This is a genomic window from Pseudomonas pseudonitroreducens, assembly GCF_021603645.1.
GTDB lineage: Bacteria > Pseudomonadota > Gammaproteobacteria > Pseudomonadales > Pseudomonadaceae > Pseudomonas > Pseudomonas pseudonitroreducens.
The window spans coordinates 160184-178000 of sequence record NZ_BQHJ01000005.1; the positions used below are offsets into that span (position 1 = coordinate 160184).

The window sequence follows — 17817 nt, forward strand, 5'->3', positions numbered from 1 at the left end:
ACGCCTGCGGGCGGACCCGTGACAACCTGGAACGTCGTAGGGGGAGTAGTGTGAAAGTTCTGCCTGACGCGGTGTGCTGGCACGAAGGGATGCAACTGCTTCCCCAGCATTTTCAGCTCCAGGGGTTGCGCGGGGAAGTCCTCGCCGCGCGCCTGGCCCATGCTGCCAACCCCTGGTTCTGGGGCCTGGAGCATCTGGAGCTGGACCCCTCGGCATTGAGCGGCGGGGTCGTTCGCCTGCTCGCCCTCGAGGCGATCCTCCCCGACGGCCTGCCGGTCAGCCTGGCGGCCGGCGAAACCCTGGCCTTCGATGTGCAGGCAGCCGTCGCCGAGGCGGCCGATGCCAGCGTCATGCTGTTCCTCGCCGTCACCCCGTTGGGCCGCGCCGGCCAGGTGCTGCCACTGCGCGGCCGCCTGCAGTCGGCCAATGCACTGGCGGTGCCGGATCTGGCCAGTGGCGAGAACCCCGAGTCCATCGTGGTCTGGCGCCCGGCGTTGCGACTGGTGACCGAGGCGCAGCGGGCCGACTCGGTGTGCTTGCCGCTGTTGCGCGTGGGCAAGCAGGCGGGGGGCTTCGTCTGCCAGCCCTACGTGGCGCCGACACCACGGATCGCGCCCAGCTCCGTGCTTGGGCAAGCACTGGTGTCGCTGTGTGCGAGGGCTCGGGAGAAGTGCGTGTTTCTCGCCGGCCGCCTGCGTCAGGCGCAGCAGGCGGAGAACAACGACGACAGCCAGGAGATTCGCCGCCAATTGGCTGCGCTGTGGGCGCGCCTGCCCGAGCTGGAAGCCGCTCTTTACAGCGGCAGCGCGAGCCCGGCGCAGCTACACGGCCTGCTGTGCGGCATGGCGGGCAGCTGGAGTGCGCTCGACCCGCTGGGCGGCGTGCCAGCATTTCCCGCGTTCGACTTCAACGAATTGCTGCGCACCTTTGCGCCGCTGATCGAGTGGCTGGACGTCACCCTGGCGCGGGTGCGCGCGGGCTACCGCAGTCTTCCCTTCGAGCGTCATGGCAATGACTTCATGCTGCTCCTGCCGGACCTGCAAGCGTTCAGCCAGCGCCTGGTCATCGGCTTGCGCATGTCGCCCGGATACGGTGAAGGGCACGCGCAGGAGTGGCTGTCCGGCTGCATCGTCGGTTCCGAAGGCAGCCTGGCGACCCTGGGCCGACAGCGCATGTCCGGCCTGGAGCACCAGCCGATGAGCCGCGCCGAGCAGATCGGTTACAGCGTCGGCGAGGACACCCATCTGTTCGTCGTGCACGCCGACGGGGACTGGTTCGATCCAGCCCAGCGGCTGTGTCTGAGAGCGCCACTGCAGTCGGTCGGCACTGGCCCCTGGCAGGTGGTCCTGTTCATCGTGGACGGCGCCGGCGGCGCCTGAGGCAGGAAGCGAGATGTCCGAAGGGAGTTCGGCGATTTATCCCGCGACGTTCGGCGAGGCCCCCTTGAGCCGTGCCTTCCAGCTTGCCTGGGTGGAGTGGCGGCAGCACTGGGAAGCGCTGCGGGAGTCTTCCGGAGATGAACAGGCGATCAGCGAGAAGGTCGCGGACGAGGCCCAGGTCGTGGTTCGTCGCTTGTGGCGCAGCGCCTTCGCCCAGGTAGGGGACGCCGCGGGCGAGCAGGTCAAGGCGATGGTCTATGCGTTCGTTGCGCTGCTCGACGAGAACCTGCTGTTCGAGCCCTGGGCCGGGCAGCCGCTGTGGCAGGAGCACCCGCTGGAGGCGCGCCTGTACGCCTCGCGCAATGCCGGAGAACGGGTGCCGCAGGCGATCCATCGATTGCTGGATACCCGCGCTCCGGGGACTCGCGACCTGGCCAACGTCTACCTGCAGTGCCTGCTGCTGGGATTCCATGGACGCCTGCGGGGGCCGAAGGGCGAGGCGCTGCACGAGAAATGGCGGCAGGCTCTGTTCGCCCATGCCTGGCAGCGTGATGCCGACAACCAGGGCCTGCTGGAAACGCTGGCTCGGCCGACGAGCGCGGCAGCAATCCAGCTGCCGCTGCGACGCGCCTTGCCCGACGGTTTTCGGCTGTTGCTGGCAATCGCCGCCGGCTTGCTGCTGCTGGTGCTGATCGGGCACTGGTTGTGGAGCGACGTACAGGGGGCGCTGGCGCCCGTGCTGGACCTCGCCAGCGCCGGCTTCCTGCCGAGGCACAGCGTGTGAGTGGCTGGCTGGTTCTTGCGCTGGTACTGCTCCTGCTGGCGCTGCTCGCAGTTGGACTCTTCCTCTGGTGGCGTAGCAAGGGTGGCGAGGCGGTGCGCGCGTTCTACCTGACCGTCCGGCAGATGGAGCAGGACCAGGATGTCGTCGATCGCTACGAAGTGCCGTGGTTCCTGCTGCTGGGTGATCCGTTACTGGGCGAACGCTTCGGCCTCGACTGGGGGCTGACCGCCGCGGGGCGCCCGGCGTGGTTCGGCCGCTGGTGGGCCGACCAGGACGGCGCCGTGCTGGCGGTGCCACCGTCGCTGTTCCTCGCGGAGGAGGGGGCGGCCACCTCGCCACGGGCCTGGCGCCGCCTGCTCAGCCTATTGTTGCGGCTGCGCCCGCGACGCCCGCTGGATGGCGTGGTGTGGGTGCTGCCCGTGCAGCGGCTGCTCGACCCTGCCAGCCTGGCCCAGGAAAACCTGCAACTGCGCCGTCGATTCAACGACCTGCTGCAGCGCCTTGGGCTGAGTCTGCCGGTGTACGTGGTGGTCACCGGTCTGGAAGAGCTGGAAGGGTTTGCCGAACTGCGCGCGCAATTGCCGGAGGACGCCCGCGAACGGCCGCTGGGCTGGTCGTCCGCCGTACAGATCGACGCCGCGTGGCAGGACGATCACCTCGAACGCGGCTTCGAGCAGGTGCTGCAGGCGTTGCAGGCGTCGATCCTCGAAGCGGGTGTGCTCAAGGGGCAACTGAGCGACGCCCTGTATCGGTTCCCCATCGCGCTGGCGAGCTTGCGTGATGGATTGCGCCAACGGCTGGGGCCGGTATTCCAGGGCAACGCCCTGGGCGAAGCGCCGCGGCTGCGCGGCCTGTATTTCAGTGGTGCCTGTCGAAATGCCGATAGCGACCCATGGAGCATGTCCGCACTCGAAGCGGCCCCGGCACAACAGGTTTTCACCCGTGGGCTCTGGCAATCGCGCCTGCTCGCCGAGCGTGGGCTGGCCCAGGCCGTTTCGCGCATCCTGCGCCTGCGACAGCGCTCGCAGCGCGTCATGGGCGCGGTGGCCGGCGTGGTTGGCGTGGTCTGGTTGCTGGGCATGCTCTGGGTCTGGCACGTCGACTCGAAGGAAGCGCAAGTGCTCGGGCAGCGCATCCAGGCGATGCAGCGTGAGCACGGCGATACTGCGCAAGGCGGCGAGCCGTCGAGCGACATGGCACGCCGTCGCCTGCAGGCCTACTGGTCGCTGCTGCAGGGCTCCTCGCGCTGGCATTTCTCTTCCCTGGTATACCCCAGCTCCTGGTTCTCCGATTTCGACAGCCGAATGGATGCCTTGCTCCGCGACCTGGCGCGGCGCGAAGTGCTGCTGCCCCTGCAGCAGTCGCAGGTGGCCGACCTGGCGCGGTTGAAGGCGATCCGCAGCACCGAGCGCCGTGCCAATGTGCAGAGTGACAGCCCCGAACAATGGCCCAATTTCGTTGCTGCCCGCGACCTGGCCACCGGCGTACTGGCATTCGAACAGCGCAATCGCTGGTACACCGAGTTGCGCGCGGGCACCGCAAAAAATGCCCTGGAGAGCCTCGCCAAACTCGGCAACGAGGCTTACGGGTTGAGCCTGGATCCGGCCGGCCTGCGCGATGCCGGCTATCTGGAAGCGGTTCTCGGCGAAGGCATTCCCGGCGCGCCGGTGGCTGTGGACCCGGGGCCGAAGGACGGCCCGCTGGCACGCAACTTCCGTGAGTTGATGGGGTTGTGGCTGGACCAGTTCTTCCTCGCCGACAACTTCGTTCGCCCGGCGGGTTTCCTGCGTCTGCACCTCAACGAACTCAAGGCACGCCAGGGCAATCGCCTGGAGGAACTGGAGGAAACCGGCGCCCTGGTCGATGCCCTGCGCAACATGGTCGAGCTGACCAACGCTGCCTGGAGCCACGGCAACGCCCAGGAAATCGTGCCGGGCTACCGTGCCCTGCTCGATGACGCGCGGCAGAGCTACCTGCTCGGCCCGGCGGTCGAGTCCGCCGTGGTGAGCCAGGCGAACAAACTGCAGCGCGCCTTCCACGATCAGTGGATCGCCGCCGCTGGTTCGCGGGACAACCTGCTGCAATTGCAGCCTGGCGGAACGCTGATGCTGCAGGACCACGTGGTGGCGCTGGGCAGTGCAATCGACTCGCTGTTGCGTCAGGATTTCGCCGGCACCGCACTGCGCCAGCAGGACTCGGTCAGCGACCCGCGCGGGCTGGGCTCCCTGGACGCCCACGCGCTCAACACGGCACTGGCCTACTACGACAGTTACCGCAAGTACCGCGAGCAGGAGCAGGCGAGAGTACCCGCGGAGTACCGTGATGCCCTCGCCGAGAGTGCCGCCGCGGCGGCCGCGAGCGCCATGTGGGCCAGCCTCACCGAGTCGGCGGCGCCGAGCGTGGCGTCTACCGCGAGCGCATTCGACGTGCCGCTGGCGCCGGCAGAGCAACTGCGCGAGGCCTTTGATGCCTTGCAGCGCAAGGACCTGGCCAGTGCGCTGGATGCGCACCTGACGCGCAGCGCCCTGGCCGATGTCGACCAGGCACTGGCCACGATCAATGCGCTGCCGCTGTTCCGCGTGCGCAACGAGGTCTCCGCCTGGGATGGCTCGCGTAACTTCGGCCTGCAATTGTATCGCTCGGCAGATACCCAGGACCTCAAGCGCACCCTGAACCAGCAGTTCGAGACCATGCTCGCCCAGAGCGAAACCCATGCCCCGGCGCTGGCCTGGCTGCGCGGCCGGAGCAATCTGGGGTTCGCCGACCAGGACAAGGTGCGACGCTTCTCCGACCTGAATGACGAGCTGACCAAGTACAAGGCCCAGAACCCGACCAGCTCGCCGATGTTGCTCGACCAGTTGCTCAGCCGCGATTTCATCGAGATGGATGCGAGCTCCTGCGCCGGCATTCTGAAGACCTCGACGCTGGTACTCGGCCAGGGCGATCTCGCACGCTTTACCCGCAGCCTGCATGATCAGGCGCAGCAGCGTTGCCTGGAGCTGCAGCAGAAGGATGCCGCGGCGGCCTGGGCGGCCATTGCCGACTACTTCGACCAGTACCTGGCCAATCGCTTCCCCTTCGCCTACAGCCTGCAGGCCGAGGATGCCGACCCCGCGCGGGTGCAGCATTTTGTCGAACTGCTTGACCAGCACCTGCAGCGGGCGCAGGCCGGCCTGCAGGTGAGCCAGTCGGCGGACCGGGTGGCGGCGGCGGACTTCCTCGCCCGCCTGCAACTGGCGAAAGCCTGGCTCGGCCCGCTATTCGTGCGGGACAAGGGTGGCGCGCAAGGCGTCGACCTGGATGTGCGCTGGCGCACCGACCGTGAAGCGGAGCGTGGCGCGGACCAGGTCATCGTCTGGAACCTGTATGCCGCCGACCGCCAACTGAGTTTCCCCGGCACCGATGGCCAGCGCCTGCACTGGAGCGTCGGGGAACCGGTGAAACTCATGCTGCGTTGGGCCAAGGACAGCCCGCAGCGACCGGACATCGATCCACAGCAGCCGAGCATGGCCGTGGCCGACCTCGAAGCGGGCTGGGAATACGACGGTCCCTGGGCGCTGCTGCGGCTGCTGCGCTCGCACGTCACGCTGCAGCGCCAACCCAGTACCGACTACACCGATTTCCCGCTGGCGCTGCAGGTGCCGGTGCGAGTGCCCAACGGCCGTGCGCCGGATGCCCGATTGTTTGTCCGCGTGTCATTGATGACGCAGGACGCCAAGCAACCGCTGTCGATCCAGCCGCTCCCCGTCCGTGCGCCACGCACGCCGTTCAGTGGCGTCGGTATCGCCACCTTCGCCGGCACCCAGGAGTCGCCATGATCACGGACGAGGCCTACCAGGCCCTGCTGCAAGCCTTTCCCGGTGACGAAATCTGCGGCGCATCGATGCGTCACGATCCGATGCTGGATCGCTTGCGAGAGCTGCGTCGGGAAGATGATCTCAGTCTTCCCGCCGGGGTCTGGCAGGCCGAACCCAAGCGTGCCGACTGGCGGGCCGTCGAAGTACTGGCGCAGGACGTGCTAGCTCTGCGCAGCAAGGACCTGATGGTCGCCGCTTATCTGGGCGAAGCCTGGATTCTCCTCGATGGTGCCGCTGGGCTGGCGACGGCGCTGCGGCTGCTGGCCGACCTTGGTGAGTCGTTCGCCGAGCGGCTCCATCCGCAGGCGGCGGATGGTGACCTGGCCTGGCAGGCAGCGCCGCTGGTGTGGGTCTCCAGGCGCTATGTCGAGCTTCTGGCAACGCGCCTGCCGTTGTCACCGGCGTGGCCCGAGCTGACTCTATCGGCCTGGAATGGTTTGCAGCGCAAGCAGGTGCTGGCCAGCGAAAACAAGGCCGACAAGGCCCTGGCCGAAGCCGCGCGGCTGGAGCAGAAGCGCCTGGACGAGTCCATCCGCAGTGGCACAGGGGCAGGTTGGGGCGCCACGCTTGCGCAGTTCCAATCGGCGCTGCTGCATCTGCAGCGGCTGCAGGCATGGTGCGAGCGGCAACTGCAAGACGAAGCGCCGAGCCTGCAGCCTCTGGCGTCCTCCATCCAAAGCATCGTCAGCATCCTCCAGGGGTTCCGCAACATGGCACCGCAAGAGCAGGAAACCATAGCGCCAGTGAACCCCGAGCCAGTCGTCGATGCCGCAGCCAGCGCGGCGCCTGCGCAGCCGGTGAATGCCGAGAATGTGCTCCGTGACCGCGAGCAGGCCTACCGCCAGCTCGCCGCCATCGCTGACTTCCTTGCGCGCACCGAACCTCACAGCCCGGTACCCTATGTCATCCGCCGTGCCGTGGAGTGGGGCGGCATGCCGTTGAGTGCCCTGCTCGACGAACTGGTCAACGCCGATGCGGAAGCGCGCCGGGTGTGGGTCATGCTCGGCGTGCTGCGCTGAGGCGTGAGGGGCAGGGGGAGCACGCAGCCTGGCGAATGAAAGCGCGACGAGATGCTTCGAGATCGTTTGTCAGTCGAGATGCCACGCCCCGGTGACTCGCCCTCGGGATTACCCCATACCCTCAAGCGGCTGCGATCCGGCCGCCAGAAGGTTCCGCAGCGAGGCTGCCAGCAAAGCTCGACAGTCGTGTCGGGCGAGATGGGCGAAGCCGCAAAGAACAGCTCCCCGTAGCTCAGGTTATGAAGGTTGTCGGCCATGCTGGAGCGGTTTCCCGCGCCGCGCTCGAGGACGTTGCCTGAGTTCAAACTCGGAAGCGTCACGCAGCTGCATGGCTCCCTGCGCTTCCTGGCCCAAATATGCCGGCCTCGCTTCAATGCGCTCCGGTTCTCTGCCGACACGCCTCGCTACGAAGGGGGACACTGTCGACCTGAATGTGTCTGTTGGACACCAGGTCAGTGCGTTTCTGGCCGGACGATTCCTTCACCGCTGGTTTTCCTTTATGGCTGCCGTCATCGCCATGATGGGCCCCGGCAGGGGAGGAAGACCGCCACAGGTGTAACCTGAGCAAATCCGGCTAGGTGCGCCCACTGGGGATTGGGTGATTCTGTCGCCGACCGCATAACCAGGAGCTTCCACCCGGTGCCCGATATTCCGACTGCCTACGCCAAACGCTTCGATGCCGTGCTTGCTTACATCGATGGTCATCTCGAGGGTGATCTTTCGGTGAACGCGCTGAGCGAGGTGGCGCATTTCTCGGCGTTTCACTTCCATCGGCAATTCACCGCCTACGTGGGCGTGCCGGTTGCGCGTTATGTGCAGCTGATGCGCCTGCGGAGCGCGGCTCATCGCCTGGCGTCGGGTGCGGAATATTCGGTACTGGATGCCTCGCTCGACGCCGGCTTTGAAAGTCCCGAGGCATTCGCCCGGGCCTTTCGACGGGACTTCGGCATGGCGCCCAGTGCCTTCCGGCAGCAGCCGAACTGGCAGACCTGGCACGCGGTTTTCGCCATTCCCCATTTTTCCAGGAGCATCACCATGCAGGTACGTATTGTCGATTTCGCTGAAGTCCGGGTCGCCGCCCTCGAACACTGCGGGCCCCCCGCACTGCTCGACGAGAGCGTGCGCCAGTTCATCCAGTGGCGCATGGGCAGCGGGCAGTCGCCCGTAGACACGAGCCGCACCTTCGGCATTCCCTACGGCAACCCCGACACAACACCAGCGCAAGAGTTTCGCTTCGACATCTGCGGCGAGATCGGCGAAGCCGTGGCGCCAAATGATTACGGCGTCCGCGAACTGGTCATTCCCGGCGGTCGCTGTGTGGTCGTTCGCCACGTCGGCTCACCCGATCACATCGGAGAGAGCATTTATCCGATCTATCGCGACTGGCTGCCCGGCAGCAACGAAGAACTCCGTGACCACCCGCTGTTCTTCCACTACCTGAGCGCCTTTCCTGAGACGCCGCTGGAAGAGTGGCAGACGGATATCTACATCCCGCTGCAATAGAACGCTCGCGCACCTTGCCGTCGTCCGAGCTATTCGCGACGGCGGCACTTTGTGCTGCCCGGTCGTGCTGGTGACAAGCGTCGGCTACCGACCCATAGCGGACAAGCTGCCGTTACTGGGCAGGAGTACTTTTAATACTTCAGCGGCCACTTTTTCATTCCTTCCTCCCCGGATTCCTTCAGGTCTGGTTCCAGGCTACGCGACATTTGCTCCAGCACTGAGCGAGCCTCTGCAGTGCCGATTCGAGCAAGCGCATAAGCACATTTGCGTCGGAACTCCGTAAGGTTTCCCCATTGCAACAGACTTGGGAATGGGATGGTCACAGCCTTCGCAATAGCAGGTACTGCTGAGGCATCACCAAGAAGACCGAGTTCGAACACGACGTCCTCATGCCTGTCGTGTCTGTCGTCCAGCAGCAGCTTGGTGAGCAGTGACAAGCGACCAACACCCTCGGGTAGCTTGTCCAATCCTTCAAGGATCGCCTCAATTTCGGGCTGCTCAGTGTCCTTATGGCGGGTCATTTCTGGGACCTTTCAAACGCTGGAATTAGCACCGATCTTACCAAGGTCTGGTGTCCGCTTCTGGCCGATTGCTGTCAATGGTGATAGGTGGCTACCGACTCATCGTGGGTAGGGTTGCAGTCTCCGTGGCTGGAAGTCCTTGAGCTGCATCCCGAGGGTGCGGTTTCTCGTTTTTAAGGTAGTCTGTCTTCCCAAGCGGATCGCCCGATAATGCATGGAGGCAAAGGGAAAGATGTCTGAAACATCCATCAACCTGCGAGTACAGTTCCGCGAAGAGTCTGTTGCGCTACAGGCATTGGAGACCCTGGTAACAGCGGCCACTGCGCACGGCCATGACTTGTCGGCGGCCTTGGCTTCTATAACGCCACAAAGCGGCGCCGGCCAGGCGATTGACATCGAACGCTTGGAGCGCGAGGGCGCCTTTCTTGCGATTGCGGGATACGCCGGAAGGATTGACCCACCGCTGTGGCTGATTCCCGCCTTGGTACACCTTGGGGCTACGCGAACGGTGATGAGCGAATCTGCCGATGACGGCGGCACGCAGTATCACTTCATCGGCCTCAAGAAAGTATCCAGAAAGGCCTTCGAAACGAGCGCCGCATTGATGGCGAAGCCCCCGCTGCCGCCGTCGACGGATCTGTTCTTGCCCGAGGGCCGAGTGTCGGTCAAGGCCACCTTGCTCAGCCATGAATGGAAGGAGTCCCGATTCGAGCGCTATTGCGTCATGAGGATGCAGGCAGAAGATGGACGGCATTTCATCTACAAGGGGGCATCAGCCCTGACGGCGATGACGGCGGATGATCAAGAGAAAACCTGCACATTTTCCGCCGTATTCGAGCCGGGCGAGTATGACGGTCAGTGTGTTTCGTTCGCTCAGCGGCCCACCAAGGTGCAGCTCGGAAGCATAGCTCCAGCGAAGGTGAGGAAAGTCCCTTTCACTGGCCGTAACCAGGCATTTATGGCGGATGTCTTCGGCCCCTTGATCACGTATTACTTCGACGAGCTGGGAGGCAAGCCTGATGCCTTCATTCAGAGAATGGGGGCTGCGTCGATTCTGGGAATGGGCTTTACCGAACTTCTTGAGCTGCTGAGTAGAGTCCAGGCCTACTCCTTCAACGGCTTCGGTCACTGCATCTCGCTGTCGAATGGCAACCGTGAATCCTTTGAAATCTACACAGTCGGCAATGTGGCCGTAGACCTGAAAGCTGCACGCCGGCATTTGAATTCCATGAACGTCTCCGCTACCTATCGGGACGACAGCGAACACACCTACACGCTGTTTTGGGCGCAAGAGGGGATGCGCGTGCGATTTAAGGTATGGGCTCGTGGGTTCGAATGCTTCCTGGATCGAGAGACTGCTGTGCTCTGATTCGGCGGGGAGGCAGCTACCGACCCAAAGCGGCCGTTGGCAGATGACTTAGACCAGTCCAGACTGGGCCGCTCATAAATACGCTTGAGATGGTTTCACTCACTAAAAGGGAGGTTTCGCTTCGGATAAATATGCCCGGCCAGAATAAAAAATTCGGAGTATTTAATAACTCCCAGCGATATCACCACATAATACTACGTTAGCGCTCTGTTTTTAATTCTACTGCTTTGAAGATATTTTGACATACGCTATAGCCTGTATGTCGGCAATTTCATGCTCGCTCGCAGTTAGCGCGAATATTATTTTCTTTGTGGAACTTCCTGAGACCCAAGCATAGCCGACGCTATGAGTACTGCCAGCGCCATCCAACTCAGTATTAAAATCGGCCGTTTTCTTTGCGCTATACAAAGGAGGCGCAGAAGAGGCAAATTTTATAAACAGCCTCTCGGCTACATGTGGGTCGGCACGCCGTGCAGTAACATGGCAAGCGTCTTGAGTTTCGGGGATTGAAAGAACAAATAGACCTTGTTCATTTGGCACTACCCAAGAACTCCCCGCTCTGAGCCCCAAGTATTTTTTAGCTTGCTCTGGAGGGAGGAGTGATGAGTTTTTCAGGCTGGATTTTAAATTATCCAAGTTCTCTATATTTTCAACGCAAAAATTTACAAATATCTCCTGAAGCGCCTGGGCTTGCATTTCAGGGCTCTCAGCAAAGCAATTTGACGACGCAAGAATGAGTGGGATTGTCGTGATGGAGCCAATAATTAAATCTAAAAATTTCCCCATGGGTTGACCGGCGCGCAGTCGTTTTGAGTAACGTTCCTTGTTCATGTTGTAATTGCTCGCTAGTTTTTGAGTTGGTTGCTTTTCCAGTCCGTGCTATATGAAACCAGAAATATACGACGTGGTCTGATCGGAAACGACGCGTGTACGACCGCAATTCCATCCGGTCACGCTCGATTCTAGCCGCGTTCTGCCGAGCAGAACCAGTTAAAGTCGACTCAGGCGGACGTTCACAAGCATCATTGGGCACTTGTCGAGCTAGCAGGCAATGCGCCTCAGAAGTTGAGAAAAGCGGTAGATAGCCGTGTTGATGTCATCCCTCGTTTCACCGTCCCAATCTTCAATTTTTTCGAGTTCGGCTTTGAGAAACACTATCCGCTCCCTGATTTCAGCTGCCTCTGCAGCCCCGCATTGTGAGGCAATCGCCTCCCATTTTTCCTCAGGGATCCGCTCCTGGATCGAAATTCCGGCCTGAGCTTCTGCAATTAGTGCGGCGAGTTTGCTCATCGATTCACGCTCCGAGTAAGACTATGTCAGCGCTATAGCTTTCCAGATTTTATATGTCCGCTTCTGGCCGAAAGCTGCCTGCAGGCAATGCCAAACGCCGGCGCGGCATGTGGTGCGGACGGCCTCGCCTTCGACGCCGCGTGCTATTCAAGTGCGTAAATCTCCAGGAGAAAGGGTTCTGTCACAACCCGATACTGGGCATCCGCACTGAACGTCGCGACAAAGCAGTTTTCTGAGAAGGTCCTGAAATTCAGCGTCTCGTTTCCTGAGGCTGATCGGAGGGTGATTTGCTGAAAATCTCGTCTTCAAGGGCAAGCACAAATGATCCGTACGGTCTGCTCCGTGCCAGTTGTCTGCGCTCCTGCAGCGATGTCAGTAGCGGAGTTTCACCAATACCAGCTCGGGATCGCCCTCATCGAGATTCTCGATCTGACCACTGGCGATGAAACCGTGCTTGTCGAGCAGCCTGCGCATGGGCTCATTCGAGGCATTCGTCGACGTGAACAATTTCGCGGCTCCGCACTGAGACTCCAGCGCGAGGAGGATTGCGGATCCGATTCCGCGGCGTCGCGCCGAATCCCTCACCACGATGAGCGGGATGAAGGCTTGTTCGAAGAACGAGTCGTTCAACACGCCATAGCCGAGCAACATCGAGGCATCACGTGGCTCCACGGCGACCCAGCATTGGCCGGCCGAGACGGCTTGTGCGATGAACTCCCGGCGGCGCGCTTCACGTCTGGCGATGGCGTCCAGTTCAATCAGCGAATCGAGGTCGCTGCTGACGGCGAGGCGCACGTTTGATTGTGCAGTCATTGTTGTACCGGGTCATGAGCTGGAAGTGGCCAGTGTAATCGCCTGTTCGACGTCCAGCGCACAGCACGAGGGCGACTCCCGGCTGCAATGACTCACGGGGTGTTTGGCTGAGCTTCCGGCTAGAGCGGAAGAGCGTGCTGCTTCACCTGTTCGCGCAGCCACAGCATTCCCGGGCCGGCATCGAACCGCGAGTGCCAGTACGCCACCAGCTCCGGTGCCGGGAAGTCGACTGGCGGTTCATGACAACTCAGGCCGAAGGTTGCAGCGAACGTCTCTGCGATCGGCCCTGGCAGGTTGCAGATGTAGCCGGTTTGCGAGGCAATCACCGGCATTGCCATGAAGTTCTGCACCAGTACCCCGATGCGTCTGGCCAGGCCCCGAGCCCGCAGCGCCTGGTCGATGAGGTTGATATCGCGCTGATGGGTTTCGATCACCACATGGGGCCGTTGCAGATAAAGCTCCAGCGGGAATGGGCCAGGCAGCAGACCTTCGCGCTGCCAGATCAGGGTGCGCAAGGGAACAGTGGTGATCAGCTCATGGCGCAAGCCTGCTCCAAATGTCATTGGCGCGCTGATGACCAGGTCGATCTCGCCGCTTTCGAGCAGCGCCGAAACCGCGCTGTTGGGGGGCAGGGGGACCACCTCGATCATCACCCCCGGCGCCGCGCGCGCGATGTGCTGGATCAGCCGCGGCAGGATCAGGAACTCGACGAAATCGCCGGAAGCGATGCGGAACTTGCGCTGTGCCGCCGTGGGCACGAAGGGCGCGGCTCCCTCCAGAGCCTCGTCGAGGCGGGCCAGCGCATCGCGCACCGGGCCAATCAGCTCGATGGCGCGTGCCGTCGGGACCAGGCCGCCACGGCCGATGACGAACAGTTCGTCGCCCAGCCGCTCGCGCAAGCGGCGCAATGCATGGCTGACGGCTGACTGGCTGAGTGACAGGCGCTCGCTGGCGCGGGTGACATTCTGGGTTTCCCACAGCGTGGTGAAAACCACCAGCAAGTTCAGGTCGAGGTTTCTGGTATTAATTTTGTGCATTCGTGGAATTCTAGATATTCACTTCCTTCATCGCAAAGGCTTTGTTGTAGTCGCGTCCAGGTCCACTGCGTGAGAGTCCAACATGAATAACAAGAAACCCCTGCAGATGGGTTGGTTCATCCCGACCATCGGCGACACCACGGCCTTCAGCGATCCGAACAAGAGCATTGCCCAGTCTCTCGAGCATTTCGAGCGAGTGGCGGTGGCTGCCGAAGAGGCCGGTTTCGATTACGTCCTGGTCCCCGTTACGCCATTCTGCTGGGATGCCTGGGTAACCGCTTCGTTCCTGATCGCCCGTACCCGCAAGCTCAAGGCGCTGGTGGCGGTGAAGCCTGGCTTCATACATCCGGTTGCACAGGCCAAGATGTTCGCCACTTTCGACCAGTTATCCCAGGGGCGGGTGTACATCAACCTGATTGCTGGCCTCAGCGAGAAAGACGCCTATGCCGAGGGGCAGATCGTCTCGAAGGAAAGTCGTTACGAGCAGCTCGAGGAAGAAGTCGAGCTGATGAAACGCCTGTGGACGGAGGAGGGCGTGGAGTACCAGGGCAGGTACCACCAGGCGCATGCGCCAAAAGTCATCCCGGCGCCATTCCAGCAGCCGCATCCGCCGTTCTTCCTCGGCGGCGGTTCGGAGCATGCGGCGGAGATTTCCGCGAAGCACTCCTCCGTGCACCTGTTCTGGGGCGATTACCCGGAGCGCATTGCCGAGCAGATCGGCGAGATGCGCGAGCGCGCTGGCAAATATGGCCGCGGCGATGAAATCGAGTTTGCGATGCGCCTGCAGATCATCTGCCGGGAAACCGAGGAGGAAGCCTGGGCAGCGGCCGATACGCTGGTCAACGGGGCGGACCCGGGCTGGGTCGATCAGGTCAGGGACATGATGGCCGAGTCGGTTGCAAACCAGCGGATGAAGGAGCTCTCCCGTACCGTTGGGCGCAAGATGACCCCCCATCTGTGGACGGGCATCACCGAGGTTCGACCCGGTGCCGGTATCGCCGTGGTGGGCAATCCGCAACAGGTCGCCGATCAGTTGCTGGCATTCGTCGATGCTGGCTGCAGCGGATTCTGCCTCTCCGGATACCCGCACCACGAGGAGGCCGAACGCTTCGGCCGCCTGGTCATGCCGCTGCTCAAGCGCTGAGCCGCCCCGCCCTGAATGCAAGCAACCGCTGCCTGCCCGGCAGGCAGCGGTGGAGTCGTAATCGATGAATACTTCCAACTTCGATCCCAGGCATTTTCGCCAGGCGCTGGGCTGTTTCACGACTGGCGTGACCATCGTTACCACCCGTGGCGCGGATGGCCAGGACTACGGGTTGACCGCCAACAGCTTCAGCTCGGTGTCGATCGATCCGCCGATGGTGTTGTGGAGCATCAACCGCACGTCCTCTTCTGCGTCGGCCTTCACTGAAGGCGCCTACTTTGCCGTGCATATCCTCGCCACTGATCAGGAGCCCCTGTCCAACCGCTTCGCCAGGAGCGGCCGCGACAAGTTCGCTGAGCTCGAGGTGCAACGCGGGCCCGCTGATATTCCGCTACTCGCTGGCTGCGCAGCACGTTTTCAGTGCAGGACGACCTATCAGTACGAAGGGGGCGACCACATCATCCTGGTGGGCGAGGTGCTCGCATTCGATCGCTTCGAAAAGCCTCCCCTGGTGTTTCATGGCGGCAGTTATCGACGCCTGTTGCCAGCCACCGCTGCCGACACGCCGAGCGTGACCTACGGCGAAAGCTGGCTTGGATTCCTCCTCGGGCGTGCCTACTACCAGCTGCAATTGCCGATCCGCGAGCTGCTGAAGACGATGGGGGTACAGGATCAGGACTTCGAGCTGCTGGGCATTCTCAGCTTCAGCGAAGGACGGACGCTCGATGAGCTGCGCCGTGTCTTCGAGTTCACCGGCAAGACGTTGTCGGATGCACAGCTGCAGGCCTGGCAGGAAAAGGACTTGCTGACGCTGCAGGACCGGCGAGTGCTGTTCACCGAGCGAGGTCGGCAACTGGCTATCCAGTGGCTTGCCTGCGCCAAGGCGGCAGAAATCGGCGCCCTGGAGACGCTGACCGGCGATCAGGCGCAACAGCTCAAGCAATTGATCGGCGGCGTCATCCAGCGCACCGGAGCGGAGTTGCCGGCTCACTGGCGCAAGGAAAATCTCTGGCAGGACAACAACCTCTGGCAGCAGCCCGCCATGACCCCGGCAGCGAGCTGACCCAACGCCGCGGCGGCGGACTGCCGCCCGGCCTCGACTACAAGAACAAGCCAGCGAGGCGAAGCGTCGATGTCCAGCACAACGACTATCCAGACGACGGATACACCCTACCGCGTGCGCGCGTTACCCAGTCGACGCAGAGCCAATTACGCTCTCGGCGTACTGGTGCTCGCCTATGTTTTCTCGATCATGGACCGACAGGTTCTCAGCCTGCTGGTCGGCCCGATCCAGCAATCACTTCAGGTCAACGATGCCTGGATGGGGCTGCTGCATGGCTTCACCTTCGCTGCCTTCTACTCGCTGGCCGGCTTGCCGATCGCGCGCTTGATCGACCGCGGCAACCGCCGCCGGGTGATCATCGTCGGTATCGGCCTGTGGTGCCTGGCCACGGCTGCCAGCGGGCTGGCCACGCAGTTCTGGCATCTGCTCCTGGCGCGAGTCGGGGTGGCTGTGGGGGAGGCGGTTTTGCTGCCCGGTGCCGTATCGCTGCTCAGCGATCTGTTCGCTGCGGAACGTCGCGGGCGCGCGCTCGGCATGTTTGGCGCCGGCGGGCCAGTCGGCGTCGGCGCTGGCCTGCTCGCCACCGGCCTGGTGCTCGGCTACTTCAACGCCCATCCCCTGAGCCTTCCCCTGATTGGCGCTCTGCAACCCTGGCAGAGCACGCTGATGTCGATCGGGCTGCCAGGCCTGGTTGTGCTGGTGCTGATGTTCGGCGTACCGGAGCCGCGACGTGAGCGCGGGGCAGGGGGCATGCCGGCGCCGCGGGTGCCGGGTGTGCCACTGGCTGAGGTGCTGGCTTTCCTGCGCGCCAACCGCCGCACCTTCGTGGCGGTCGTCGCCGGCATCGGCTTCTACAACGCCGCCGTGTATGGAAGCGGTGCCTGGGTTCCCACTTACCTGGTCCGCGAGTTTGCCTGGAGCTATGCCGAAGCCGGCATGGCGATGGGACTGGTCATGTGCGTCAGCTCACCGCTGGGCGTGATCGCCGCCAGCTGGCTGGGCGAATACTGGCGCCGGCATGGGGTGGCCAATGGCAATCTGCGTGTGGCGATCATCGCCAGCCTGCTGCTGCCGCTATGCGCCACACCGCTGCTGCTGGCGCCCAGCGGCGCATTGGCCTTGCCGTTCCTGGCGCTTTCCGCAGCCTTGTGGGTCTGCCTGTTCGGCATCGGTCCGGCACTGATCGTCGAGATCGCTCCCGCGCCCATGCGCGGGCAGTTCATCGCGCTGTTCACCGGTGCGCTCAACCTGCTCGGTGTCGGCATAGGCCCCTTGGCTATAGGCATTATCACCGACTACGTACTGGCCGACCCTGGCGCCATTCGCTACTCCATTCTGATGGTCACGCTTGCTGCCTGCGCACTGGCATGCCCACTCCTGCTGCGTGCACGCAAGACCTTCCAGGCCACGGCAGTGCAGGCGCGGGAGTGGGATTCCTGCCGCAACGCCACTATCACCCCTTGCAATCCACGAGAGCACTCATGAGCACTATCCAGGGTAACTGCCTGTGCGGCAGCGTTCGTTATTCCAGCTCCCAGCGTCCCAGCATGACGGCCGTCTGCCACTGCAGCGATTGCCAGAAACAGTCCGGTAGTGCTTTTTCAGTCAACCTCATGCTACCGGCCGAGGGCTTCCAGGTAGATGGGCTGACCCTCGCCAGCTACCGGGTCCGCGGTGGCAGCGGTATGCCGGTGCGTCGGTTCTTCTGCAGCCACTGCGGTTCGCCGCTGTACACCGAAATGGCGGCCCTGCCGGGCATGCTGGCAGTCAAGGCCGGCACGTTGGCGGACCCCGCGAGCATCGCGCCGAATCTGCACCTGTGGTGCGCCTCCGCGCAGCCCTGGGTAGCCATTGACCCCAGCCTGCCGCGCTTCGACCAGCAGGTACCGGACTGATGCGCGCGGGCACCCCGAAGGAGTGAAGGGTTTCAGGGGCTGACAGCGCCTGCTGGCGTCGAACCGGCTGCCCCGGACGCCGGTGAAAGCAGGCGCGCTTGAGTGAACGGCTGCTCCCTGCACTGGCCGTTTCCGGGGCTGCC

Annotated in this window: 15 protein-coding genes; 10 read left to right on the top strand and 5 right to left on the bottom strand. The window is 63.1% G+C overall.

The features are described from left to right. The first annotated feature begins 50 nt into the window (after positions 1–50). The 5 genes from tssK to L6D89_RS13865 all read left to right on the top strand — a co-directional run bounded on the left by tssK (position 51) and on the right by L6D89_RS13865 (position 8542). Positions 51–1379 carry a type VI secretion system baseplate subunit TssK gene (gene tssK, locus L6D89_RS13845; protein WP_236200115.1) on the top strand — a complete coding sequence of 443 codons (1329 nt, stop codon included), beginning with the start codon at positions 51–53 and terminating at the stop codon, positions 1377–1379. A gap of 13 nt (positions 1380–1392) precedes the next feature. Continuing rightward, a complete protein-coding gene (locus tag L6D89_RS13850) occupies positions 1393–2163 on the top strand; it encodes a DotU family type IV/VI secretion system protein (protein ID WP_236173528.1) in 771 nt (256 codons plus the stop codon). After that, a complete protein-coding gene (locus L6D89_RS13855; protein ID WP_236200116.1) occupies positions 2160–5981 on the top strand; it encodes a type VI secretion protein IcmF/TssM N-terminal domain-containing protein in 3822 nt (1273 codons plus the stop codon). Before L6D89_RS13850 ends, L6D89_RS13855 begins: the two co-directional genes overlap by 4 nt. Further along, on the top strand, positions 5978–7039 hold the full coding sequence (gene tssA / locus L6D89_RS13860; RefSeq protein WP_236173526.1) for a type VI secretion system protein TssA: 1062 nt from the start codon (positions 5978–5980) through the stop codon (positions 7037–7039). The genes L6D89_RS13855 and tssA overlap by 4 nt, the downstream gene beginning before the upstream one ends. A gap of 639 nt (positions 7040–7678) precedes the next feature. Further along, positions 7679–8542: an AraC family transcriptional regulator gene (locus L6D89_RS13865; protein WP_236200117.1), complete on the top strand. Its 864-nt coding sequence runs from the start codon at positions 7679–7681 to the stop codon at positions 8540–8542. A 131-nt stretch (positions 8543–8673) separates the two neighbouring features. Here the strand turns inward: L6D89_RS13865 and L6D89_RS13870 are convergent, their stop codons facing one another. Continuing rightward, a complete protein-coding gene (locus tag L6D89_RS13870) occupies positions 8674–9063 on the bottom strand; it encodes a HEAT repeat domain-containing protein (RefSeq protein ID WP_236200118.1) in 390 nt (129 codons plus the stop codon). Positions 9064–9295: 232 nt separating this feature from the next. Here L6D89_RS13870 and L6D89_RS13875 point away from each other — a divergent pair, with 232 nt between their 5' ends. Next, positions 9296–10432 (top strand): hypothetical protein, encoded by a 1137-nt coding sequence (locus tag L6D89_RS13875; protein ID WP_236200119.1) that lies wholly within the window; start codon positions 9296–9298, stop codon positions 10430–10432. 219 nt (positions 10433–10651) lie between these two features. Here L6D89_RS13875 and L6D89_RS13880 read toward each other — a convergent pair whose 3' ends face one another. From L6D89_RS13880 to L6D89_RS13895, 4 genes are all read right to left on the bottom strand, one after another. After that, positions 10652–11263, bottom strand: a complete 612-nt coding sequence (locus L6D89_RS13880) for an NMCC_0638 family (lipo)protein (protein WP_236200120.1) — start codon at positions 11261–11263, stop codon at positions 10652–10654. A 210-nt stretch (positions 11264–11473) separates the two neighbouring features. Continuing rightward, on the bottom strand, positions 11474–11722 hold the full coding sequence (locus tag L6D89_RS13885) for a hypothetical protein (RefSeq protein WP_236200121.1): 249 nt from the start codon (positions 11720–11722) through the stop codon (positions 11474–11476). A 372-nt stretch (positions 11723–12094) separates the two neighbouring features. After that, on the bottom strand, positions 12095–12535 hold the full coding sequence (locus L6D89_RS13890; RefSeq protein ID WP_236200122.1) for a GNAT family N-acetyltransferase: 441 nt from the start codon (positions 12533–12535) through the stop codon (positions 12095–12097). A 119-nt stretch (positions 12536–12654) separates the two neighbouring features. Beyond that, positions 12655–13572, bottom strand: coding sequence for a LysR family transcriptional regulator (locus tag L6D89_RS13895; RefSeq protein WP_236200123.1), 918 nt, complete (start codon positions 13570–13572; stop codon positions 12655–12657). An 82-nt stretch (positions 13573–13654) separates the two neighbouring features. On the opposite strand from L6D89_RS13895, the gene L6D89_RS13900 reads away from it, so the two are divergent. From L6D89_RS13900 to L6D89_RS13915, 4 genes are all read left to right on the top strand, one after another. Next, on the top strand, positions 13655–14716 hold the full coding sequence (locus L6D89_RS13900) for an LLM class flavin-dependent oxidoreductase (RefSeq protein WP_236173521.1): 1062 nt from the start codon (positions 13655–13657) through the stop codon (positions 14714–14716). A gap of 64 nt (positions 14717–14780) precedes the next feature. Beyond that, positions 14781–15779, top strand: a complete 999-nt coding sequence (locus L6D89_RS13905) for a flavin reductase family protein (protein ID WP_236200124.1) — start codon at positions 14781–14783, stop codon at positions 15777–15779. A gap of 69 nt (positions 15780–15848) precedes the next feature. Further along, positions 15849–17264: an MFS transporter gene (locus L6D89_RS13910; protein ID WP_236200125.1), complete on the top strand. Its 1416-nt coding sequence runs from the start codon at positions 15849–15851 to the stop codon at positions 17262–17264. Beyond that, complete coding sequence (locus L6D89_RS13915; RefSeq protein WP_236200126.1) at positions 17261–17674, top strand: GFA family protein; 414 nt, start codon at positions 17261–17263, stop codon at positions 17672–17674. Before L6D89_RS13910 ends, L6D89_RS13915 begins: the two co-directional genes overlap by 4 nt. The last annotated feature ends 143 nt before the right edge of the window (positions 17675–17817 follow it).